Below are 16,854 nucleotides of genomic sequence, written 5' to 3'. Positions count from 1 at the left end.
CCATCGTGTAACGCGGGAGAAACACGGGTCGACCGGCTGCGGAAACGGACCGTCGTCACACTGAGGGAACCCGACGCTACACCTGCGTCACACGCAGAGAGGTTCTCCACCGAGATGGATCAAGGCAACACCGCATTCATGCTCATCGCGGCCGCGCTCGTCTTGTTGATGACGCCCGGTCTCGCATTCTTCTACGGCGGCCTGGTCAAGGCCAAGAGCGTCATCAGCATGATGATGCTGAGCTTCGGCGCACTGGGGCTCATCGGCGTGCTCTGGGTCGTCTACGGCTACGCCATCGCCTTCCCGAGCGCCGAAGGACTCGTCGCACCGTGGGCGATCGACTGGTCGGCGATCGGCCTGACGAGCCTGCTCGAGGTTCCTGAGGGCGCGTCCTACCCGCCGCTGGCCTTCGTCGCCTTCCAGGCCACGTTCGCCATCCTGACCGTCGCCCTCGTGTCGGGCGCGATCGCCGACCGCGCCAAGTTCGGCTCGTGGATGATCTTCGCCGCCATCTGGGCGACGATCGTCTACTTCCCGGTCGCCAGCTGGGTCTTCAACTTCGGCCTCGCCGAGGACGGCAGCTTCGCCTACGGCGGCTGGATCACCTACGGCATGCAGGAGTGGTTCGGCGTCGGCGCGATCGACTTCGCCGGTGGCACCGCCGTCCACATCAACGCCGGTGCGGCGGCCCTCGCGCTCGCGCTGGTGCTCGGCAAGCGTCTCGGCTTCCAGAAGGGCGTGCACGTCCCCCACAACCCGCCGTTCGTGCTCCTCGGCGCCGGCCTGCTGTGGTTCGGCTGGTTCGGCTTCAACGCCGGCTCGGAGCTCGCCGCCGACGGCACCGCCGCCCTCGCGTTCGTGAACACGATCGCCGCTCCCGCCGCCGCGCTGCTCGCCTGGCTCGTGGTGGAGAAGATCAAGGACGGCAAGCCCACGTCGGTCGGCGCGGCCTCGGGAGCGGTCGCGGGTCTCGTCGCGATCACCCCGGCGTGTGCCTCGCTGACCCCGATCTGGGCCATCGTGCTCGGCCTCGTCGCGGGCTCCCTGTGCGCTCTGGCGATCGAGCTCAAGTACAAGTGGGGCTTCGACGACTCGCTCGACGTGGTGGGCATCCACCTCGTCGGCGGCCTGATCGGCACGCTGTACCTCGGCTTCTTCGCCAACAACACCGGCCTGATCTACAGCGGTCAGTTCACGCAGCTGCTCGTCCAGGCGATCGCCGCCGTGTCGGTGCTGGTCTACTCGTTCGTGCTGGCCTACGCCATCGGCTTCGTGATCGAGAAGACGGTCGGCTTCCGCGTCAAGAACGAGGACGAGGTCGCCGGTATCGACACCGTCGTCCACGGCGAGGAGGGCTACGTGCTCGAAGGCGCACGCGTCTGACACGCACGGCACTGCCCGAAGGGGCGTCGCGGTTCCCCCCACCGCGGCGCCCCTTCGCCGTGCCCCGGCTTCCTTCGGAGCGCCCCGCAGCGGCCGCCCGCGCACTCCTAGGATGGCGACTGTGACACAGCGAAGCGGGCTGCTCGGCATCCTGAACAGCATCCTGCGGCCCCGCCGGCGACCGGCTCCGTCTGCACCGTCCGCGCCGCCAGCGCCGCCCGAGAGTCGCAGCGGTCCCGCGGCCACCGTCGAGGTGCCGCCACCCGCGGCGGGCGCGCTGCGCATCACGTACGCGCCGCACCGGGACGGCGATCCCGACGCGGGCGAGATCGTCTGGACGTGGGTGCCGTACACCGAGAACGACGGCCGCGGCAAGGATCGGCCGGTACTGGTCATCGCGCGGCAGAGCGAGGACCGCGTGTACGCCGTCCGGCTGACGAGCAAGGCTCACGACGGCGATCGGGACTTCCTCGCCATCGGCACGGGGGACTGGGACGCGCAGGGCCGGCCGTCGTGGATCGACATCGACCAGCTCTACAGCGTGCATCGCGACGGCATGCGGCGGGAGGCATCCGCTCTCGAGCTCGACCGCTTCGTACGCGTCGCCGACGCCTTGCACCGCCGTTTCGGCTGGAGCGTCGGCGGCTGACGGCATGAAACCGGCCCGGTCACTAGGTGACCGGGCCGTGGTGGTGGGCGATACCAGACTCGAACTGATGACCTCTTCCGTGTGAAGGAAGCGCGCTACCAACTGCGCCAATCGCCCGTTCCCCGAGGGGGACGACTACCGATCCTACCGGATGCCGAACGCCGCTTCGGACCACATCCGGATGACACGCGCGGGGTGCGTCTGGTTTTGCAGGACGCCCAGGATCGGTTAGAGTCTTTCAAGTGCCCGGGTGAACAACCCGGGAACGAAATGCGGATGTAGCGCAGTTGGTAGCGCACAACCTTGCCAAGGTTGGGGTCGCGAGTTCGAGTCTCGTCATCCGCTCGAGTGCAGGGATCTCCTCCAGGGATCACGGCACGTGGGGTCAAACCACACGCGGTGGCGTGGCCGAGCGGCTAGGCACCGGCCTGCAAAGCCGTTTACACGGGTTCGAATCCCGTCGCCACCTCGCCGACAACTGAACAGCCTCTTTAGGCGCGATTGGCGCAGCGGTAGCGCGCTTCCCTGACACGGAAGAGGTCACTGGTTCGATCCCAGTATCGCGCACCACCTGAAACCCCCGGTTCACCCGGGGGTTTCCTCATTCCCCCAGCGCACGTGCTCCGAGGGGTATACGTCGCGGATCCGCTCGCGGAAGAAGTTGCCGGCGCTGTCGGCGGCATGCAGCCCGCGGTGCACCGACGGCGGCACCGCGAAGTAGCGATAGACCTCGCCCGAGGTGAACTCGAGCTCGAGCACCGCGGTCCCGGCGTCGTAGCCGGCCGACGCGATCGCCGTGGAATCGAGAGGGTGTCGCCGCACCCGCTCAGGCTAAGCCGGGGGCCGCGGGCGCACTCGAAGACCACGCCGAGTTCCGCGGGCACGGCGACATCCGGCGCCGACCGTCCGCTGGGTACACTCGAGGGGTGGAACTCGTCTGGTCGACCGCGACAGCGGCAGTGAAGACCGACACGCGAACGCTCGGCGCCTGAGCGGGCGGGGCGCGTCGTGCGCCCGAAGCTGAGTAGCCTTGATCCGAGCCATTCCCAGGAGAGTTTCCGTGACTGACGCTGTGTCCCATCCGACCGACGGCTTCGCCCTGTTCCCCGACCGCTCCGTGGTCGCGCTGCGCGTGAACGGCGAGCTGAAAGACCTCGCGACGGTGGTGACCGACACGGATGCCGTCGAGCCGGTCGCCATCGACAGCCCCGACGGTCTCGCCATCCTTCGCCATTCCGCCGCGCACGTGCTCGCTCAGGCCGTGCAGCGCATCAACCCGCAGGCGAACCTCGGCATCGGCCCGCCGATCACCGATGGCTTCTACTACGACTTCGGCGTGGAGCATCCGTTCACTCCGGAGGATGTGAAGGCCATCGACAAGGAGATGCAGCGCATCGTCCGCGAGGGCCAGCGCTTCGTCCGCCGCGTCGTCACCGATGAGGAGGCGCGCGCCGAACTGGCCTCCGAGCCGTTCAAGCTCGAGCTCATCGGCCTGAAGGGCGGCGGGGCCGAGAAGACCGAGGGCGCCTCGGTCGAGGTCGGCGCCGGCGAGCTGACGATCTACGACAATGTCGACCGCGACGGTCAGACGGTGTGGAAGGACCTCTGCCGGGGCCCGCACCTGCCGAACACCCGCATGATCGGCAACGGCTGGGCGCTGCAGCGCATCGCCGGAGCCTATTGGCGCGGCAGCGAGAAGAACCCGCAGCTGCAGCGCATCTATGGGACCGCCTGGCCTTCCAAGGACGAGCTGCGCGCGTACCAGACCCGTCTCGAGGAGGCCGCGAAGCGGGATCACCGCAAGCTCGGCAAAGACCTCGACCTGTTCTCGTTCCCCGACGAGATCGGCTCGGGTCTGTCGGTGTGGCACCCCCGCGGCGGCGTCGTGCGCGGCGAGATGGAGCAGCACGCGCGTCGGCGCCACATCGCCGGCGGCTACACCTACGTGTACACGCCGCACATCTCGAAGGAGGACCTGTTCCTCACCTCGAACCACCTCGTCACCTACAAGGAGGGGATGTTCCCGCCCATCGTGATGGACGAGGAGCGCGACGAGCACGGCGAGATCACCAAGCATGGCCAGGACTACTACCTGAAGCCCATGAACTGCCCGATGCACATCCTCATCTACAAGGAGCGGGCGCGCAGCTACCGCGATCTGCCGATGCGGCTCGCAGAGAACGGCACCGTGTACCGCAACGAGCTGTCGGGTGCGCTGCACGGTCTGACCCGCGTTCGCGGCTTCACCCAGGACGACTCGCACCTCTTCGTCACGCCGGAGCAGCTCGAGAGCGAGACCACCCGCGTCCTCGAATTCGTGATCTCGATGCTGCGCGACTTCGGCTTGGACGATTTCGAGCTCGAGCTGTCGATGCGCGACGACGAGAAGGACAAGTGGATCGGCTCGGAGGAGTTCTGGGACTACTCGACGAACGCGCTGCGCAACGTCGCGATGGCGAGCGGTCTGAAGCTCACCGAGGTGCCGGGAGAGGCCGCGTTCTACGGGCCGAAGATCGATCTCAAGACCCGTGACGCGATCGGCCGGGTGTGGCAGCTGTCGACGGTGCAGGTCGACCCGAACCTGCCCGAGCGCTTCGAGCTGGAGTACACCGATCGCGACGGCCAGAAGAAGCGGCCGATCATGATCCACCGCGCGCTGTTCGGCTCGATCGAGCGGTTCTTCGCCATCCTGCTCGAGCACTACGCCGGCGCGTTCCCGGTATGGCTGTCGCCCGTGCAGGTGGTCGGCATCCCGGTCGCGGAGGACTTCGCCGACTACCTGGGCGACGTGATCGACCAGCTCAAGGCCGAGGGCGTGCGTGCCGAGCTCGATCACAGCGACGACCGCATGCAGAAGAAGATCCGCACGCACACGACGCAGAAGGTGCCGCTGCAGCTGATCGCCGGGGCCCAGGACCAGTCCGCGGGCACCGTGTCGTTCCGTTTCCGCGACGGCACCCAGGAGAACGGCGTGCCGATCGCGGACGCCGTGCGCCGAGTCCAGGAGGCGATCGCCGCCCACACGCTGGTGAACACCGCGGAGGACTTCGCGTGAGCGACGACCCGCATGCGGGGAGTCGCGATCGCGATGTCGCGGTTCCTGAGCCTGTCGAAGGGCGCGTGAGCGACGGGTCGACGGGCGCGGTCTCCGGCGAGGACGCCGCGCTCGTCGACGCCGCGACCTTGGCGGGGGTGCCCGACGAGTTCCAGCGGCTCTGGACCCCGCACCGAATGGCCTACATCCAGGCCGGGCCGGAGGTGCTGCGCAAGGAGTGCCCGTTCTGCGAGGCGCCGCGGAAGTCCGACGAGGACGGACTGATCGTCTTCCGCGGCCGCACCGCCTACGCGCTGCTGAACCTGTTCCCGTACAACTCCGGACACCTGCTGGTATGCCCGTACCGCCACATCGCGACGTATGACCAGGCGACCGACGAAGAGGTGGCCGAGATCGGCACCCTCACCCAGCAGGGCATGCGGGTGCTGCGTCAGATCTCGCGGTGCGACGGTTTCAACATCGGCATGAATCAGGGTCACGTGGCCGGTGCGGGCGTCGATGAGCACCTCCACCAGCACATCGTGCCGCGGTGGGCGGCCGACGCGAACTTCTTCCCGATCATCGCCAAGACGAAGGCCCTGCCCCAGCTCCTCGGTGATGTGCGCCGCGCCGTGTCCGAGGCCTGGCACGGCTGACCGCGGGAGCGGACGCCGCGGGCCGCGGCATCCTCCCCGCGCGTCCCTTCGCGCGGAGAGGTATACCGGGACCGTCAGCGGACCTGCGTGACCTCGAACTGCAGGCGCGGGTGGGCGTAGGCCTCCTGCGACTCGATCAGCTGGAGTTCGCGCTCGCCCGAAGCGTGCGTGCGCTCGAGCAGGTCGTACACGCTCGACGTCGTGCGGGCGAGGGCGTCTGCGGCGTCGCCGGTGCGACGGTAGTGCGCGGTGAAGAGGGCGGCGGTGACGTCGCCTGAGCCGTTGGCCTTCATCGGGATATGCGGTGTCTGAACGATCCAGGCGCCGTCCTCCGTGACGGCGAGCATCTCGATCGTTCCCTCGGGGCGGTCCGGACGCTCGACGCTCGTCACGAGCACGGTGCTCGGTCCCATCGCCCGGGCGAGGTCGGCCGAGGCGAGGGTGGATTCGAGATCGGCGGGCTCGGTCCCGGTCAGGAACCCCAGCTCGAACTGGTTCGGGGTGATGAGGTCCGCGGCGGGCACGACGCGATCGCGCAGCAGCACGGGGATCGCCGGCGCCACGAAGCAGCCGGACTTCGCGTTGCCCATCACCGGGTCGCAGGCGTAGACGGCGGCCGGATTGGCCTCCTTGACGCGCGCGACGGTGTCGAGGATGACGTCGGCGATGCCCTCGCCGCCCTGATAGCCCGAGAGCACGACGTCGATCTGCGGGAAGGCGCCGCGCTCCTCGATCCCGAGGATGACGTCGCGCACCTCGTCGGGGCCGATCATCGGTCCGCGCCAGGCGCCGTACCCGGTGTGGTTCGAGAAGTTCACCGTGTACACCGGCAAGACCTCGACGCCGATGCGCTGGAGCGGGAAGACGGCGGCGGAATTACCGACGTGACCGTAGGCGACCGCGGACTGGATCGAGAGGATCTTCACCGCTCGATCATGCCACTTCCCGTGCGGCGGGCCGTCCTCCGGCGGCGCGCACCGCGGCGGCTGCGTCGGCGGCCAGCCGCCCGGCGTCGGCGTCGTCGAGATCGTGCACCGTGAGGCGCAGACGGTGCGACGGCGCGTCGCCTGCGAGCACGAACTCGTCGCCCGGACGCGCCAGCCAGCCGCGTCGCATCAGCTGCTCGGCGACGTCGCGGGCGGGCACGGGGAGGGGGATCCACAGGTTCAGTCCGTCGCCGGCAGCCGCGGGCACGCCTGCCGCGGTGAGCCTCTCCACGAACGCGGCATTGCGCGCCGCGTAGTGCACACCCGCGCGGCCGATCGCGGCCATGGTGCCGGCATCCGTCACCAGTGCGAGGGTGAGCCGCTGCAGCAGGTGGCTCACCCACGTCGTCCCGGGGGTGAGACGCATCGCGAGCCGTTCCGCCGTCTCGGGATCGGATGCCGTCACGGCCAGGCACATGTCCGGTCCGAGGAACTTCGACACGGACCTCACCAGCGCCCAGCGTCGATGGCCGGGAGCGATCACGGAATGGAAAGGCTGCTGCGACAGCAGCGAGAAGTGGTCGTCCTCGATCACCAGCACGTACGGGTGGTCCCGGAGCACCTGGCGCAGCTCTTCCGCCCGCCGGGCCGACAGGCTGGCGCCGGTCGGATTCTGCGCCCGCGGCGTGAGGACGACGGCACGGACGCCCTGATCCAATGCCGCGCGCAGCCCGTCGGGCGTCATGCCCTCGTCGTCCACGGGCACCGGGACGGGACGATAGCCGCCGATGCGGACGGTGTGGATGCTGGTGAGGAAGCAGGGGTCTTCGAGGGCGACCGCGTCGTCGCGGGTGAGCGCCTGGGCGAGCAGCCGGTCGACGGCATCGGCCGCGCCACTGGTGATGGTGAGACGCATGTCGACGGTCGGGGGCAGGCCGTCGCGCATCCATTCCTGCGCCCAGCGCTCGAGCTCGGGGTCGATGACGGGCTCGCCGTAGAGGACGGGCCGGCCCGCCATGCCCGCCAGCGCCCACGACGGATCGGGGATGAGTGCCGGGTCGGGGTTGCCGGTGCCGACGTCGCGCAGCACGTTGCCGGCGGCGAAGCCCTCCTGCGCGACGGGGGAGAGGTCGGCGACGCGCGTGCCTCCCCGACCGCGCGTGACGATCACGCCTGCCTGCGCGAGCTGCCGGTAGGCGGCGACGACGGTGTTGCGGTTCACTCCCAGCTCGTCCGCGAGCGACCGCACGGAGGGCAGCGGGTCGCCGGGGAGCAGGTTGCCCCGCTCGATGCGAGCGCGCACGCTTTCGGCGATCTCGGCCGCGGATCGCCCGCTGATGTCGAGGGTCATATGCCGCCCCTGCTGCTCGTTCCGAGGCCCGCCGAGCGGCGGGTTCGCCTCATGCTATCTTTTGGCCTAGGCCAATGCCCGAATTGTCCTCACCCGTTGCGCTCCGGCGCCTCCGATCGAAGGGAAAGCTCGTGACCACCGACACGGGAACCGACCGCGTCAAGCGCGGCCTCGCCGAGATGCTCAAGGGCGGCGTCATCATGGACGTCGTCACCGTGGACCAGGCCAAGATCGCCGAGGACGCCGGCGCCGTCGCCGTCATGGCCCTCGAGCGCGTGCCGGCCGATATCCGCGCACAGGGCGGCGTCTCGCGCATGAGCGACCCCGACATGATCGACGGGATCATCGAGGCGGTGTCGATCCCGGTCATGGCCAAGGTCCGCATCGGCCACTTCGTCGAGGCGCAGGTGCTGCAGGAGCTCGGCGTCGACTACATCGACGAGTCCGAGGTGCTCTCACCCGCCGACTACGTCAACCACATCGACAAGTGGAACTTCACCGTGCCGTTCGTCTGCGGAGCGACCAATCTGGGTGAGGCGCTGCGGCGCATCAACGAGGGCGCCGCGATGATCCGCTCGAAGGGCGAGGCGGGCACCGGCGACGTGTCGGAGGCCACCAAGCACATCCGCAAGATCACCAGCGAGATCAACCTGCTGCGCTCGATGTCGAAGGACGAGCTGTACGTCGCCGCCAAGGAGCTGCAGGCGCCGTACGACCTCGTCGCCGAGATCGCCGAGACCGGCAAGCTCCCCGTCGTGCTGTTCGTCGCCGGCGGCGTCGCCACGCCGGCCGATGCCGCGATGATGATGCAGATGGGCGCCGACGGCGTGTTCGTCGGCTCGGGCATCTTCAAGTCGGGCAACCCCGCCCAGCGTGCGGCGGCCATCGTCAAGGCGACCACCTTCTACGACGACGCCAAGGTGATCGCCGAGGTCTCCCGCGGACTCGGTGAGGCGATGGTCGGCATCAACGTCTCCGACCTTCCCGCTCCGCACCGTCTCGCCGAGCGCGGCTGGTGACGACGCCCGCTCCGCGGGTCGGCGTCCTCGCGCTGCAGGGGGATGTCCGCGAGCACGTGCGCGTGCTCACCGACCTCGGCGCCGATGTGACGACGGTGCGCCGCCCTGCGGAGCTGGCCGCCGTCGACGGACTCGTGCTTCCCGGCGGGGAGTCGAGCGTCATCGACAAGCTCGCGCGGGCGTTCGGCATGCGCGGGCCCGTCCGAGAAGCGATCTCCGCGGGCATGCCGGTCTACGGCACGTGCGCAGGCCTCATCCTGCTCGCCGAACGCATCACCGACGGCATCCAGGGCCAGCTGACCTTCGGTGGGCTGGACGTCACCGTCCGGCGCAACGCCTTCGGCAGCCAGGTCGACTCGTTCGAGGTCGACCTCGATGTGGCCGCGCTCGGGGAGCCGCCGGTCCACGCCGTGTTCATCCGCGCACCGCTCGTGGAGGAGGCGGGCGACGGCGTCGAACGCCTCGCGACGCTCGACGACGGACGGGTCGTGGCGGTGCGCCAGGGGGCGCTGCTCGGCACCTCGTTCCACCCTGAGGTGACCGGAGAGCAGCGCTTCCACGCACTGTTCCTCGACATGGTGCGCGAGCGGGCTCGTTGAGCATGCGCGGGCGATACGGCGGGGTAGATTCTGACTCATGACGATCAACGACTGGTGGCGCGAGCACCCGGCGGAGCGCTACTGGATGATCGCCCCCTCGCGCGGCGTCGTCGGCGATGCCCTGTCGGCGCCGAAGGCCGCCGAGGAGCGGCGGTTCGAGTGGTCGCACGAGCTCGTCGGCTTCACCGAGCCGGGTGACACCCTCTTCGTCTGGGACCGCACCCTCGCGGTGCCGGGTATCGCCGCATGGGGACGGGTGCTCGGCCCGCTCGGCGAGGAGACGCGGGCGCGTCGCGGCGACGACCTGCCGCATTGGCGGATGCCGATCAGCGACACGCTGCGCCTCGCCTCACCGATCACCCTGCCGAGTCTTCGACGCGTCGGCGGCGAGATCGTGAGTGTGCGCGATCGGGTGGAGCAGCTGACGGACGGGCCGGTCTATTTCCCGTTCATCGGCTCCGCCGAGACTCTGGCGCCGGCGCCCGCCTACCTCACGAAGGTGCCGCGAGACCTCGTCGCGCTGCTGTCGTCGCGGTTCGGCTTCGAGTTCGCCCTCTAGCGCTGCTTGCACGCCGGAGCGGATGCCGGTTCCTCCCTCCGCGACAGCAGGGATCGCGAATCCGCCGCGCTGCGGGAATAGAATTGTCCGTCGGCGGTGGCCGTGCCGAATGACGCGGGCCGATGCGACCCGCCGACGAGCGTGAATACAGGAGGACCATGTCCGGGCATTCCAAGTGGGCGACGACCAAGCACAAGAAGGCGGTCATCGACTCCCGCCGCGCGAAGTCGTGGGCCAAGCTCATCAAGAACATCGAGGTGGCTGCCAAGCTCGGCGGCCCCGACCTGCAGGGCAACCCGACCCTGTTCGACGCGGTGCTGAAGGCGAAGAAGACCTCTGTCCCCAAGGACAACATCGACCGCGCCATCAAGCGCGGCGCGGGCATCGGCGGCGAGTCCGTCGAGTACGCGTCGATCATGTACGAGGGCTACGGCCCCAACGGCGTCGCGCTGATGATCGAGTGTCTGACCGACAACAAGAACCGCGCCGCGGCGGAGGTGCGCACAGCGCTCACGCGCAACGGCGGGACGCTGGCCGACCCCGGCAGCGTGGCGTACAACTTCACCCGCAAGGGCGTCATCGTCGTGGGCGGCGAGACCACGACCGAGGACGACGTCATGCTGGCCGTGCTCGAGGCCGGCGCGGAAGACGTCGAGCCGCACGCCCAGGGCTTCGAGGTCATCACCGAGGCGACGGACCTCGTGTCCGTCCGCTCGGCGCTGCAGGACGCCGGCATCGACTACGAGTCGGCCGACGTCGAGTTCGTCCCGAACCTCAAGGTCGAGGTCGACGCGGACACCGCGCGCAAGGTCTTCCGCCTCATCGACGCCCTCGAGGACAGCGACGACGTCCAGAACGTCTACAGCAACTTCGACCTCACCGCCGAGGTGCAGGCCGAGCTGGAGAACGACGAGGGCTGAACCGGGGTCGCCCGGCCGCTCCAGGCGCTGCGTCCGCGTGGTGCCGAGCCTCGGGGCGCGTGGGCCGAGCCTCGCCCAGGCGCGCCTGGGCGAGGCGTCCGTCCTCCTCGCCTAACGTGGGGGAGTGACATCCGGAACCTCGCGCGGCCGCCTGCGCGTGCTCGGCATCGACCCGGGCCTGACGCGCTGCGGCGTGGGTGTCGTCGACGTCGCTCCGGATCGCTCGGCGGTCCTCGTGCACGTGGGAGTAGTCCGGTCGGATCCCGGCGCCCCGATCGAGGAGCGGCTGGCGCTGATCGCGACCGGGCTCCGCGCTGTCCTCGACGCCCACTCTCCTGACGTCGTCGCCGTGGAGCGCGTGTTCGCGCAGCACAACCGCGCGACGGTGATGGGCACCGCGCAGGCGAGCGGCATCGCCCTGCTCGTGGCGGGGGAGCGCGGCATCGCCGCGGCCACGCACACGCCGTCCGAAGTGAAGGCGGCGATCACGGGGTACGGAAACGCCGACAAGCGGCAGGTGCAGACCATGGTCGCCCGCGTGCTCCGGCTGGACGAGCTCCCCAAGCCCGCCGATGCCGCAGACGCGCTGGCCCTGGCGCTCTGCCACGCCTGGCGCGGGTCGCCGGCGACGGCGGCGGCATCCGGTCCTCTCACTCCGGCCCAGCGGGCATGGGCCGACGCGGAGCGTCTCTCGCGCCGCTGAGCCGAGGCGGCGCCGATCCGCCGTGCCGGGCGCGTGTCGCTCGAACAAACGTCCGAACCGCATCGTAGGCTCGAGCCATGATCTCCTCAGTCCGCGGCACCGCCGTGCACGTCGATGCGGATGCGGTCGTGGTCGAGGTCGGGGGAGTCGGCCTCCACGTGGCGGTGACGCCCCAAGTGGCGCGCAGCACGCACCTCGGCGACGCGGTCACGCTCCACACGTCGCTCATCGTCCGCGAGGACGCACTGTCGCTGTTCGGCTTCGAGTCGCGCGAAGAGCTGGCCGTGTTCGGCCAGCTGCTGGGAGTGACCGGCGTCGGCCCGAAGTCCGCGCTCGGTGTGCTCGCGACGCTGACCGTGCCGCAGATCGCCGATGCCGTGGCGGCCGACGACGACGCCCCGTTCCGCCGCGTCTCGGGTATCGGCCCGAAGACCGCCAAGCTCATCGTGCTGCAGCTGGCCGGCAAGATCGCGGTGACACGGCCCGCTGCGACCGGCGGGACGGATGCCGCGACCGCCGCCGCGATACCCGCACAGGTCGTGCAGGCGCTGGTCGGGCTCGGCTGGTCCGAGCGCGTCGCGATCGATGCCGTCGAGACCGTGGCGGCCGATGCGGCCGATGCGGATCGCTCGTCGGTGCCGGCACTGCTGCGCCGCACCCTCGCCGCCCTCGGCCCCGCGCGGAAGGAGCCGGTGAGTGGTTGACGTGCGCGAAGCCGAAGAGCCCGTCGACGAGACGGAGCTCGCGATCGAGGGTGCGCTGCGACCTTCCTCGCTGGCCGAGTTCGTCGGCCAGCAGAAGGTGCGCGGCCAGATGCAGCTGCTGCTCGACGCCGCGCGCATCCAGCAGCGACCCGCCGACCACATCCTGCTGTCCGGTCCTCCCGGGCTGGGCAAGACCACGCTCGCGATGATCGTGGCGTACGAGAGCGGGCGCCCTCTCCGCCTGTCGAGCGGTCCGGCGATCCAGCACGCGGGCGACCTCGCCGCGCTGCTGTCCAGTCTCACGCCCGGCGAGGTGCTCTTCATCGACGAGGTGCACCGCATGGCGCGCGCCGCCGAGGAGATGCTGTACCTCGCGATGGAGGACTTCCGCATCGACATCATGGTCGGCAAGGGGGCCGGTGCGACGAGCATCCCGCTCGACTTGGCGCCGTTCACCCTCGTCGGCGCGACGACGCGGTCGGGGCTCCTTCCCAATCCGCTGCGCGACCGGTTCGGCTTCACCGCCCACCTCGAGTACTACGAGCCGGAGGAGCTCGAGCGGGTCATCGAGCGCTCCGCCGCCATGCTCGGCGTCACCCTGCCACCCGCCGCCCGCGCCGAGATCGCGCGGCGCTCGCGCGGCACGCCCCGCATCGCGAACCGCCTGCTGCGCCGCGTGCGCGACTACCTCGTGGTTCACGGCCGCACGGGGGCCGACATCGCCGCCGTCGACGCCGCGCTCGACCTCTACGACGTCGACCGGATCGGCCTCGACCGTCTCGACCGCGCCGTGCTCGACGCGCTCGTGCGCCGCTTCCGCGGCGGCCCGGTGGGACTCGGAACGCTCTCGGTCGCGGTCGGCGAAGAGCCCGACACGATCGAGTCCGTCGTCGAGCCGTACCTCGTGCGCATCGGATTCATGGGACGCACACCGCGGGGGCGCATCGCCATGCCCGAGGCCTACGCCCACCTGGGGGTGCCGGCGGCAGACTCGGTGCTGGGATTCGATGACCTATAATCGCTGGAGGCTCACGCCCACCCCCGCCTGCAAGGCAACGCCGCCCACGGCGACTGCCTCCCCCGAAAGGTGCTTCCAGCTCCCATGGACTTCGCTACGTTCCTGAGCAACTACGGCCTCATCATCCTGTTGGTCGTGCTCCTCGTCTTCATGTTCTGGAGCTCGCGCCGCCGCATGCAGAAGCAGAAGGCCGAGCAGGAGGAGAAGGCCCGCCAGACGGTGCCCGGCTCCGAGGTGCTGCTGCAGGGCGGTCTGTACGGCACGATCGTCTCGTACGACGCCGACAACCTCGACCAGCCCGCGATCGTCGAGCTCGCCCCCGGCGTGCAGATCAAGGTCCACAGCCAGGCCATCCTCCGCGTCGTGACCCCCGAGGTCGGCTCGGTCACCGAGGACGAGTATCTCGCCGCCGAGGAGAGCCACGCCGAGTACGCCGAAGGCGTCGCGAACGGCGACATCAGCTCGATCAGCGACGACCAGAGCGCCACGGGCAAGGACAAGACCGAGCCCGACGCCGAACCCGGCACGAAGTCGCAGGGCTGAAGCCCCGTCCGTTCGCCCGTTCGGGCTCTCAAGAAAGCAAAGACGTGGCGACATCCACTCCCGTCCGGCATGCATGGCGCGCGCTGACCGGACTCCTCGCGATCACCGCGCTCCTGTTCGGCATCAACGCCCTCGGCGTGTACGTGTTCGGACAGAGCTCCTGGACGCCCGCACTGGCGCTCGACCTGCAGGGCGGCACGCAGATCGTCCTCGAGGCGCAGACCGAGGACGGCGCCGACCCCTCTGCTGAGCAGATGGAGCAGGCGGTCACGATCATCCGCCAGCGTGTCGACGCCTCCGGCGTCGGCGAGGCCGAGGTGACGACTCAAGCCGGTAACCAGATCGTCGTGCAGATCCCGGGTCAGGCCGACGAAGAGACTCGCAACCGCATCGAGGCGTCCGCGCAGCTCCAGTTGCGCGCCGTGCTGCATGCGGGCGAGCCGGCCAACACGTTCGTCGGCGAAGACGGCACCGCCACGCCATATCCCACGCCGGACCCGTCCCTCCAGGCCACGCCGACGACGGCGCCGACCAACGGCAGCGACACCGCGTGGATCACGCCGGCGCTGCAGGCGGAGTTCCTCGCCTACGACTGCGCCGACCCGGCCAACGACCCCGCGAACGCACCGGCCGACGAGCCGCTGATCACGTGCGAGGCCGACGGCAGTGTCAAGTACATCCTCGGCCCGGTCGAGCTCGACGGCTCGTCGATCGACGATGCGACGTTCGGCCTGCAGCAGACCAACAACCAGTGGGCGGTCAACCTCTCGTTCGACGGTGAGGGCACGACGACGTTCGGCGAGATCAGCCAGCGGCTGTACGGCGCGCAGGCACCGCTGAACCAATTCGCGTTCGTGCTCGACGGCTACGTCCTCTCGGCACCGTCGATGAACGGCGTGATCCTCGACGGCAAGCCGAGCATCACGGGCAGCTTCACGCAGGAGACCGCGAAGGTCCTCGCCGACCAGCTGAAGTACGGCGCGCTGCCGCTGAGTTTCACCGTCGAGAGCTCGAACTCGATCTCGGCGACGCTCGGTTCGCAGCAGCTGCAGATCGGGCTCATCGCCGGCCTCATCGGCCTGGTGCTCGTCGCGATCTACTCGCTCATCGTCTACCGCGCGCTGGGCTTCATCATCATCGCGTCGCTGGCGGTGATGGCAGTGCTGACCTACGTCACTCTCTGCATCCTCGCCTGGCGCATGGGCTTCCGCCTCTCGCTCGCCGGTGTCGCCGGCCTGATCGTGACGATCGGCTTCACGGCGGACTCGTTCATCGTCTACTTCGAACGCATCCGAGACGAGCTGCGTGACGGCAAGTCGATCACGTCGGCCGTCGAAGACGGCTGGGGTCGCGCGAAGCGCACGATCTACATCTCGAAGTCGATCAACATCCTCGCCGCCGTGGTGCTGTACATCCTGGCCGATTCGACGGTCAAGGGCTTCGCCTTCACGCTCGGCCTGACGACGGCGATCGACGTCCTCATCTTCATCCTGTTCACGCACCCGGTGCTGCAGCTGCTGGCGCGCACGCGATTCTTCGGGTCGGGGCATCCGCTGTCCGGGCTCGACCCGACGGCTCTCGGAGCTGTCTACCGCGGCCGGGCGCAGTTCCGCGAGCCGGTGCTCGCTGCCGGCGCCGCCGGACGCCGCAACGTCAAGGCGCGCGGCGAAGCCGCCCGCCGCCAGACCATCGCGGAACGCAAGCAGTCCGAACTGGCCGCCGCCGACAGCGCGAAACCCGGCAAGACCGTCAAGGAGGGAGACGACTGATGCGCTCCATGAGCCAGCTCGGCAACGACCTCTACACGGGCAAGACCTCGTTCCCCTTCGTCGGGCGGCGACGCCTGTGGTTCCTCATCGCCGCCCTCCTCGTGATCGGCTCGGCGCTGGTGCCGCTGTTCCGCCCGATCCAGTTCTCGATCGAGTTCACCGGCGGATCCCAGTTCACCGTGAGCGGCGTGGCGTCGCCGGTCGACCAGTCGCTCGCGACCGACGCCGTGCTCTCTGTCGTGCCGGAAGCGACGACGAAGGTCGTCACGATCGGCGACGACGCGGTGCGGGTGCAGACCGATCAGGTGACGGATGCCGCGAGCCGCGAAATCTCCGCGGCCCTCGCCGAGGCGTACGACGTGCCCGAGAGCGAAGTCAGCTACGCCTTCATCGGTCCCAGCTGGGGCGCCGATGTCACGCGAACGTCGCTGTGGGGCCTCGCGATCTTCCTGGCCCTGACGTTCATCATCCTGGCGCTGTACTTCCGCACCTGGAAGATGTCGGTCTCGGCCATCATCGGCCTGGTGGATGTGCTCGTCATCACGATCGGCGTGTACGCGCTGTTCGGCTTCGAGATCTCGCCCGCCGCCGTCATCGGCTTCCTGACGATCCTCTCGTACGCGCTGTACGACACGACGGTCGTGTTCGACAAGATCAGAGAGAACACGAGCGAAGACGGCGAGGTCTCGGGGCGCACGTTCGGCGAGTCCGTGAACCTCGCAGTGAACCAGACCCTCGTGCGGTCCATCAACACGACGATCGTCGCGATCCTGCCGACCGGTGCGATCCTGTTCATCGGGCTCATCTGGGCCGGTGCGCAGACGCTCACCGACCTGTCGCTGTCGATCTTCGTGGGAACGATCGTGGCCGCGTACTCGACGATCTTCGTCGCGGCGCCCCTGTACTCGCTGCTGCGTGAGAACGAGCAGCCGATCAAGACGCGCGACACGCGCGTCGTGGCGGCGCGCGAGCTGGCAGGTACCCCGGCCTGAGGCCTCGCCGCTCGGGCGTAGGATTGGGA

General features: G+C 69.4%; 17 protein-coding genes and 4 tRNA genes. 17 read left to right on the top strand and 4 right to left on the bottom strand.

Annotated elements, in window-relative coordinates:
* Positions 1-114 precede the first annotated feature (114 nt).
* Entirely contained in the window at positions 115-1,383 is a 1,269-nt protein-coding gene (locus tag B2K11_RS05010) for an ammonium transporter (RefSeq protein ID WP_163617158.1), read from the top strand.
* Positions 1,384-1,495: 112 nt separating this feature from the next.
* Positions 1,496-2,032 (top strand): type II toxin-antitoxin system PemK/MazF family toxin, encoded by a 537-nt coding sequence (locus tag B2K11_RS05005; protein WP_163617157.1) that lies wholly within the window; start codon positions 1,496-1,498, stop codon positions 2,030-2,032.
* A gap of 41 nt (positions 2,033-2,073) precedes the next feature.
* On the opposite strand, the gene B2K11_RS05000 is transcribed toward B2K11_RS05005, so the two are convergent.
* Positions 2,074-2,149 (bottom strand) — tRNA-Val (locus B2K11_RS05000).
* Positions 2,150-2,304: 155 nt separating this feature from the next.
* Here B2K11_RS05000 and B2K11_RS04995 point away from each other — a divergent pair.
* From B2K11_RS04995 to B2K11_RS04985, 3 genes are all read left to right on the top strand, one after another.
* Positions 2,305-2,377, top strand: a tRNA-Gly gene (locus B2K11_RS04995).
* A gap of 53 nt (positions 2,378-2,430) precedes the next feature.
* Positions 2,431-2,501 (top strand) — tRNA-Cys (locus B2K11_RS04990).
* 26 nt (positions 2,502-2,527) lie between these two features.
* Positions 2,528-2,602 (top strand) — tRNA-Val (locus tag B2K11_RS04985).
* Between the two features lie 15 nt (positions 2,603-2,617).
* Here the strand turns inward: B2K11_RS04985 and B2K11_RS04980 are convergent.
* Positions 2,618-2,854: a KTSC domain-containing protein gene (locus B2K11_RS04980; protein ID WP_163617156.1), complete on the bottom strand. Its 237-nt coding sequence runs from the start codon at positions 2,852-2,854 to the stop codon at positions 2,618-2,620.
* 238 nt (positions 2,855-3,092) lie between these two features.
* On the opposite strand from B2K11_RS04980, the gene thrS reads away from it, so the two are divergent.
* Both thrS and B2K11_RS04970 read left to right on the top strand, forming a co-directional pair.
* Positions 3,093-5,087 (top strand): threonine--tRNA ligase, encoded by a 1,995-nt coding sequence (thrS, locus tag B2K11_RS04975; protein ID WP_239525738.1) that lies wholly within the window; start codon positions 3,093-3,095, stop codon positions 5,085-5,087.
* A 65-nt stretch (positions 5,088-5,152) separates the two neighbouring features.
* Positions 5,153-5,722: an HIT domain-containing protein gene (locus tag B2K11_RS04970; RefSeq protein WP_163617511.1), complete on the top strand. Its 570-nt coding sequence runs from the start codon at positions 5,153-5,155 to the stop codon at positions 5,720-5,722.
* Positions 5,723-5,796: 74 nt separating this feature from the next.
* Here B2K11_RS04970 and pdxY read toward each other — a convergent pair whose 3' ends face one another.
* Together pdxY and B2K11_RS04960 are read right to left on the bottom strand one after the other, a co-directional pair.
* A complete protein-coding gene (gene pdxY / locus B2K11_RS04965; protein WP_163617155.1) occupies positions 5,797-6,648 on the bottom strand; it encodes a pyridoxal kinase PdxY in 852 nt (283 codons plus the stop codon).
* Positions 6,649-6,655: 7 nt separating this feature from the next.
* On the bottom strand, positions 6,656-7,999 hold the full coding sequence (locus B2K11_RS04960) for an aminotransferase class I/II-fold pyridoxal phosphate-dependent enzyme (protein ID WP_163617154.1): 1,344 nt from the start codon (positions 7,997-7,999) through the stop codon (positions 6,656-6,658).
* Between the two features lie 74 nt (positions 8,000-8,073).
* On the opposite strand from B2K11_RS04960, the gene pdxS reads away from it, so the two are divergent.
* The 10 genes from pdxS (at position 8,074) to secF (ending at position 16,825) form a co-directional block, all read left to right on the top strand.
* Positions 8,074-9,018, top strand: coding sequence for a pyridoxal 5'-phosphate synthase lyase subunit PdxS (pdxS, locus tag B2K11_RS04955; protein WP_163617153.1), 945 nt, complete (start codon positions 8,074-8,076; stop codon positions 9,016-9,018).
* Positions 9,012-9,617, top strand: coding sequence for a pyridoxal 5'-phosphate synthase glutaminase subunit PdxT (gene pdxT, locus B2K11_RS04950; protein WP_163617510.1), 606 nt, complete (start codon positions 9,012-9,014; stop codon positions 9,615-9,617). Before pdxS ends, pdxT begins: the two co-directional genes overlap by 7 nt.
* 37 nt (positions 9,618-9,654) lie before the next feature.
* Entirely contained in the window at positions 9,655-10,176 is a 522-nt protein-coding gene (locus tag B2K11_RS04945; RefSeq protein ID WP_163617152.1) for a hypothetical protein, read from the top strand.
* A 158-nt stretch (positions 10,177-10,334) separates the two neighbouring features.
* Positions 10,335-11,096 (top strand): YebC/PmpR family DNA-binding transcriptional regulator, encoded by a 762-nt coding sequence (locus B2K11_RS04940; protein ID WP_163617151.1) that lies wholly within the window; start codon positions 10,335-10,337, stop codon positions 11,094-11,096.
* A gap of 124 nt (positions 11,097-11,220) precedes the next feature.
* Complete coding sequence (gene ruvC, locus B2K11_RS04935) at positions 11,221-11,799, top strand: crossover junction endodeoxyribonuclease RuvC (RefSeq protein WP_204260008.1); 579 nt, start codon at positions 11,221-11,223, stop codon at positions 11,797-11,799.
* Between the two features lie 77 nt (positions 11,800-11,876).
* On the top strand, positions 11,877-12,503 hold the full coding sequence (gene ruvA, locus B2K11_RS04930; RefSeq protein ID WP_163617150.1) for a Holliday junction branch migration protein RuvA: 627 nt from the start codon (positions 11,877-11,879) through the stop codon (positions 12,501-12,503).
* Positions 12,496-13,521 carry a Holliday junction branch migration DNA helicase RuvB gene (ruvB, locus tag B2K11_RS04925; protein ID WP_163617149.1) on the top strand — a complete coding sequence of 342 codons (1,026 nt, stop codon included), beginning with the start codon at positions 12,496-12,498 and terminating at the stop codon, positions 13,519-13,521. The genes ruvA and ruvB overlap by 8 nt, the downstream gene beginning before the upstream one ends.
* A gap of 84 nt (positions 13,522-13,605) precedes the next feature.
* Complete coding sequence (locus B2K11_RS04920; RefSeq protein WP_163617148.1) at positions 13,606-14,064, top strand: preprotein translocase subunit YajC; 459 nt, start codon at positions 13,606-13,608, stop codon at positions 14,062-14,064.
* Positions 14,065-14,108: 44 nt separating this feature from the next.
* Positions 14,109-15,833, top strand: a complete 1,725-nt coding sequence (secD, locus tag B2K11_RS04915) for a protein translocase subunit SecD (protein ID WP_163617147.1) — start codon at positions 14,109-14,111, stop codon at positions 15,831-15,833.
* Entirely contained in the window at positions 15,833-16,825 is a 993-nt protein-coding gene (gene secF / locus B2K11_RS04910; protein ID WP_163617146.1) for a protein translocase subunit SecF, read from the top strand. The genes secD and secF overlap by 1 nt, the downstream gene beginning before the upstream one ends.
* Positions 16,826-16,854 lie beyond the last annotated feature (29 nt).

This window comes from Microbacterium sp. B35-30, from assembly GCF_010634855.1.
Lineage (GTDB): Bacteria > Actinomycetota > Actinomycetes > Actinomycetales > Microbacteriaceae > Microbacterium.
The sequence above is the reverse complement of the archived record's forward strand: the minus strand, read 5'-3'. Positions and strand labels throughout refer to the sequence as shown.

Excerpts from the sequence above, each read along its gene's own strand:
- B2K11_RS05010 (WP_163617158.1), top strand. The coding sequence starts at position 115 with ATGGATCAAGGCAACACCGCATTCATGCTCATCGCGGCCGCGCTCGTC.
- B2K11_RS05005 (WP_163617157.1), top strand. The coding sequence starts at position 1,496 with ATGGCGACTGTGACACAGCGAAGCGGGCTGCTCGGCATCCTGAACAGC.
- B2K11_RS04960 (WP_163617154.1), bottom strand. The coding sequence starts at position 7,999 with ATGACCCTCGACATCAGCGGGCGATCCGCGGCCGAGATCGCCGAAAGC.
- pdxS (WP_163617153.1), top strand. The coding sequence starts at position 8,074 with ATGCCCGAATTGTCCTCACCCGTTGCGCTCCGGCGCCTCCGATCGAAG.
- B2K11_RS04945 (WP_163617152.1), top strand. The coding sequence starts at position 9,655 with ATGACGATCAACGACTGGTGGCGCGAGCACCCGGCGGAGCGCTACTGG.
- B2K11_RS04940 (WP_163617151.1), top strand. The coding sequence starts at position 10,335 with ATGTCCGGGCATTCCAAGTGGGCGACGACCAAGCACAAGAAGGCGGTC.
- ruvA (WP_163617150.1), top strand. The coding sequence starts at position 11,877 with ATGATCTCCTCAGTCCGCGGCACCGCCGTGCACGTCGATGCGGATGCG.
- B2K11_RS04920 (WP_163617148.1), top strand. The coding sequence starts at position 13,606 with ATGGACTTCGCTACGTTCCTGAGCAACTACGGCCTCATCATCCTGTTG.
- secF (WP_163617146.1), top strand. The coding sequence starts at position 15,833 with ATGCGCTCCATGAGCCAGCTCGGCAACGACCTCTACACGGGCAAGACC.